3 protein-coding genes are annotated in these 3,812 nt (G+C 68.3%); all 3 read right to left on the bottom strand.

All coding sequences use genetic code 11. The annotated features are described in order from the left end of the window. A partial coding sequence (locus K2X24_RS04510; RefSeq protein ID WP_292495115.1) for a CoA transferase occupies positions 1-594 on the bottom strand: 594 nt, incomplete at its 3' end. A gap of 276 nt (positions 595-870) precedes the next feature. Then, positions 871-2,163, bottom strand: coding sequence for an MFS transporter (locus K2X24_RS04515; RefSeq protein ID WP_292495117.1), 1,293 nt, complete (start codon positions 2,161-2,163; stop codon positions 871-873). A gap of 282 nt (positions 2,164-2,445) precedes the next feature. After that, on the bottom strand, positions 2,446-3,621 hold the full coding sequence (locus K2X24_RS04520; protein ID WP_292495119.1) for an aminotransferase class V-fold PLP-dependent enzyme: 1,176 nt from the start codon (positions 3,619-3,621) through the stop codon (positions 2,446-2,448). Positions 3,622-3,812 lie beyond the last annotated feature (191 nt).

Genomic DNA, 3,812 nt, shown 5'->3' on the forward strand with positions numbered 1-3,812 from the left:
CTGCCGGCCGATATAGGCGCTGAGGATGCCGTAGACCGCGAACAGCGCGCAGCCGATATCGGCCACCGGCACCCCGGCCTTCACCGGCGGCCCGCCGGGATGGCCGGTGACGCTCATCACCCCGGACATGGCCTGCGCCATGAGGTCGTAGCCCGGGCGCTTGGCCCAGGGCCCGGTCTGCCCGAAGCCCGAGATGCTGGCGTAGATCAGGCCCGGGTTGCGCACCCGCATCGCCTCGTAGCCGAGGCCGAGGCGCGCCATCACGCCGGGGCGGTAATTCTCCACCAGGATGTCGGCGGTCTCGGCCATGTCGAGGAGGAGGTCGCGCCCGACCGGATTCTTCAGGTTCAGGGCGAGGCTGCGCTTGTTCCGGTTCATGTTGAGGAAGCCCATGCTGTCGGGCCCCTTCATCTTGAACCCCATGGCGCCCCGGGTCTGGTCGCCGGTGCCGGGCGGCTCGATCTTGATCACGTCCGCCCCGAGATCGGCCAGCAGCATGCTGCAGACCGGCCCCGCCATCACCTGCGTGACGTCGAGGACGCGCAGGCCCGCGAGGGGGAGGGGACGGGCTGTGTCGTGCACGGGTTCGTCCATCGTGCTCAGGTCCTATGTTGCATCACGTGGCACAACCAACGCCGAATTCTCCATTCGGCCTGTTGCGAGCGCGGGTCCCCTCTCCTGGAAGGAGAGGGACAGGATGAGGTGTGTGACCTTTCCGAATGGGACACGCCCCTCACCCCAACCCGCTCCCAGACGGGAGAGGGGGCCTGTTCGGACCGTGCCGACCGAAGCGATCAACTGGAGAAGGGCTCGGAAGCCGGCGCACACCCCCACCCCTGGCCCCTCCCCGAAAGGGGGAGGGGGATCGCTTCACTCCGCCGGTACGGCCCGGCCGAGCGGCACCTCCGGCACCTCCACGAAGGGCCGCTCGGGGTGCATGGTGAAGGCGAGGCCGGCGCCGAGCAGGCAGAGGCCGATGGAGCCGACGAAGGGCAGGGTCCACGAGCCCGTGGCGTCGACGATCATGCCGAAGACGATCGGCGAGATGATCGCCGCCACCGCCGAGCCGGTGTTCATCAGGCCCGAGGCCGTGCCCGAGTATTTCGGCGCGATGTCCATGGGTACCGACCAGATCGGGCCAATCACCAGTTCGGCGAAGAAGAAGCCCGAACTGAGCAGCAGGGCGACGAGCGTCAGGTCGCGGGTGAAGAACACCCCCGTGAGGCTCGCCGCCGCCCCGAGGAAGCCGACCACGATGACGCTGAGCCGGGCGAGCTTGAGGTTGCCGGTCTTCTTCAGGATGCGGTCGCTGAAGACGCCGCCGAGCGTGTCGCCGACGACGCCGGCGAAGAACACCCCCGAGGCGAACAGGGCCGAATTCTTCAGGTCCAGCCCGTAATTGAGCTTGAAGAAGCTCGGCAGCCAGCCGAGGAACAACCACAGGGTCCAGCCGTAGCAGAAATAGGTCAGCGTCACGGGGAGCATGCGGCGGGTCAGGCGGCCCCAGGGAATGGTCTGCTTGCCGCCGACCTTGCTCGCCGTGGGCAGCACCGCGAGTTCCTCCGGCGTGATCGCCGGGTGATCCTTCGGATCATCGCGGAAATAGGCGTACCAGACCACGACCCAGGCGAAGCTCGCCACACCCAGGATGACGAAGCCCATGCGCCAGCCGACCTGGTAGATCAGGAAGGCGACGATCGGCGGGGCCACCGCGTTGCCGAAGCGCGCGAAGGCGTGGGTGATCCCCTGTGCGAAGCCGCGCTTGCCCGGCGCCGTCCAGTTCTGCATGGCCCGGGTGGCGGTGGGGAAGGTCGCGCCCTCGCCGAAGCCGAGGAGCACGCGGGCGAGGAACAGGCTGACGAGCCCGCCCACGAACCCGGTGAGGATCGTCGCCGAGGCCCAGATGATGCCGCAGACGAGGAGGGTGCGGCGCGCCCCGAATTTGTCGCCCACCGAGCCGCCGATGACCTGGAAGATGGCGTAGGGGTAGGCGAAGGCGGACAGGATCAGGCCGAACTGCGTGTTCGACATGCCGAGATCCTTCATGATCTCGCCGCCCGCCGTCGCGATGTTCACCCGGTCGAGATAGGTGACGAAATACATCAGGCAGAGCAGGAACAGGACCATGTTCGACGCGGACACGCGTCTCTTGGCTGGCGTCATCGGGGTTTCCTCCGGTTGAACGCTTGCCCCCCGCCCGATCTGATCGCCGGGCTGTTTTATGGGGGTGCGTGGGGGGATGAGGGCGTCGGGTCTTCGTTTCTCCGAGGGTTTCGCTTTTGGCACTCCGTCATCCCGGGGCCGCGCGGCGGAGCCCGGGATCCAGAACCGCAGGTTTCATCGCGTCCGGCGCCGTCGGCGGATCTGGATTCCGGTCTCGCCTTCGGCGCCCCGGAATGACGGTCTGTCAGACCCCGATCTATCGGGCCCGCCGGAGATGACTCCTCAATCGTCCAGCCCGGACCGCAGGGCGTCCATGGCCGCCAGCACGCCGCCGCGGGCATGCGGCACGCCGCCGGCCTTCAGACCCATTTCGACGCCCGACAGGGCAGCCATCAGGGTGAGGTCGTTGGTCTCGCCGAGATGGCCGATGCGGAAGACCTTGCCGGCGACCTTGGCGAGGCCGGTGCCCAGCGACAGGTCGTACTTCTCGAGGATCAGGGTGCGCAGGGCGTCGGCATCGTGCCCCTCCGGCATCACCACGGCGGTGAGCACGGGCGAGTACTCGGACGGCTCCTGGCATAGGATCTCCAAGCCCCAGGCCTCGACGGCGGCGCGGGTGGCGGCGGCCAGGCGCTGGTGGCGGGCGAAGACCTGCGGCAGACCCTCCTCCAGCAGCATGGCGATGGCCTCGCGCAGGCCGTAGAGCAGGTTGGTCGCCGGCGTATAGGGGAAGTAACCGGCAGCATTGGGCTTGAGCATGTCCTGCCAGTCCCAGTAGGAGCGCGGCAGGGTCGCGGTCTTCGTGGCGGCCAGCGCCTTGTCCGACAGGGCGACGAGGCCGAGGCCGGGGGGCAGCATCAGGCCCTTCTGCGAGCAGCTCACCGAGACGTCGACGCCCCATGCGTCGTGGGCGTACTCGGCCGAGCCAAGGCCCGAGATGGTGTCGACGAGGAACAGGGCCGGGTGGTTGGCCCGATCGATGGCCCGGCGGATCTCGGCGATCCGGCTCGTGGCCCCCGTCGAGGTCTCGTTGTGGACCACCATCACGGCCTTGATCGATTTGGCGCGGTCCTCGGAGAGAATCGCCTCGACCCGGGCCGGGTCGACGCCCCGGCGCCAGTCGCCCGGCACGAACTCGACCTCGATCCCCCAGCGCGCCGCCATGCTCCGCCACAGGGTGGCGAAGTGGCCGGTCTCGAACATCAGCACCCGGTCGCCGGCCGAGAGGGTGTTGACGATGGCGGCCTCCCAGGCCCCCGTGCCCGAGCCCGGATAGAGGATCACCGGAGCGCGGGTCTGGAACACGGCCTGCGCGCCCTCCAGCACCGCCCGTCCGAGCTTGGCGAAGTCGGGGCCGCGATGGTCGATCACCGGCATGTCCATGGCGCGCAGCACGCGCTCGGGCACCGGGCTCGGCCCCGGAATGTGCAGGAAGTGGCGTCCGGCGCGTGTCGTCATCGTGGCCTCGCGGGCATTCGGAAGGGGATGCATCGCCGGCGGGCGACACAGCGATCGTCGGCGATACGATGCGCGATCGGGTTGGTCGACCAAAAATTTGCATTCATTTTTGGATGAAGCAAGCACTATTCTGCGCGCGATCTCCCTCGACCCCACCGGTTCGGACTGGTAAAGGCGGAACGATGATGCTT

Origin of the sequence: Methylobacterium sp. (assembly GCF_019750675.1) — a bacterium.
Classification (GTDB): Bacteria; Pseudomonadota; Alphaproteobacteria; order Rhizobiales; family Beijerinckiaceae; genus Methylobacterium.